Genomic DNA, 1,043 nt, shown 5'->3' with positions numbered 1-1,043 from the left:
CTTTATATCCAGCAGACGAATAATGCCGAGCAACAGAATAAACAATGAGCTTTTGTATCTTTAGTCAGCAGCGGCACCGGCAGACGGAACACAGAATACCGCCACATCGCCAATGCTTTAACGTTGTGTGCTATTACGCAGGACGTCCCCAAACGGAAAACTCTGATTGGGGATGGCTCGAGTGGCTTAAGGCAGCGACCTGAAAAATCGCAGACGGTAAAACGTCCGTGGGTTCGAATCCCTCTCCCTCCGCTTTGTAACAAAAGTTAGGGGGCAGACACAGGTAAACTTTTATTGTCTATCTGTGTATGCCCCCTTTCGGAATAATTTAGTTGACAAATGAAAATTGAATTTCTTGACGATATTAGTGACGGCGGACGATTTCCTCACGCCGACCCAAATCAACTCGTCAGACTTTATGACTTTGATTGTTCGCAAGCGAATAGACTACGACAAATAATTCAAGAGGAAATTATTAAAAGTAACAAAGAGATTGACTTAGCTACACTTGATTTTATTCAACCTGTCAATTGTGGTTTGATACTTAAAATATCGGATACAGACAAAGGCATTGTTACGTCAGACAATAAAAATTTCGTTTGTAGTCTGACAATTGAAAAATATAGAGAAATGATTTTCTTAATGGAACCATTTTGCGACAAAGAGTCAAACGGTTGCCAATGGCTTTATGGCATTGACACACCAATTGACTTTTTATTTTCACCAGGTGGTTCGTGGTGACGAATAACAGCACACAACAGGCGGTTTGGCAATATGGTGGGGCGACGAATATATGTTCAACTTTTTATTCACTATTCAGCTTCAGTTCTAGCCGACGAATAAAGCCGAGCAGTAGAATAAACAATGAACTTTTAGTTATAAATTTAGCTGCCGTTACGGGCTGACGATTTTCAAATACCGCCACATCGCCAAGGTGTGCTGTGAATGGCTAAGTCTAAACAGTTAGTCAATGCTGTATAAAAGATGATGGAAGCCCCATCGGTGTCGGCTTTCAAGAGCAGGCATCAAACCGCTTCCCGATG

The 1,043-nt window shown here is 41.8% G+C and carries 1 protein-coding gene; it reads left to right on the top strand.

Annotated elements, in window-relative coordinates; genetic code table 11:
* The first annotated feature begins 339 nt into the window (after positions 1 to 339).
* Positions 340 to 741 (top strand): hypothetical protein, encoded by a 402-nt coding sequence (locus DC498_RS25910; protein WP_116877024.1) that lies wholly within the window; start codon positions 340 to 342, stop codon positions 739 to 741.
* The last annotated feature ends 302 nt before the right edge of the window (positions 742 to 1,043 follow it).

Source organism: Terrimonas sp. (genome assembly GCF_003075435.1).
In the GTDB taxonomy this organism is placed as follows: Bacteria; Bacteroidota; Bacteroidia; order Chitinophagales; family Chitinophagaceae; genus Agriterribacter.
The sequence above is the reverse complement of the archived record's forward strand: the minus strand, read 5'-3'. Positions and strand labels throughout refer to the sequence as shown.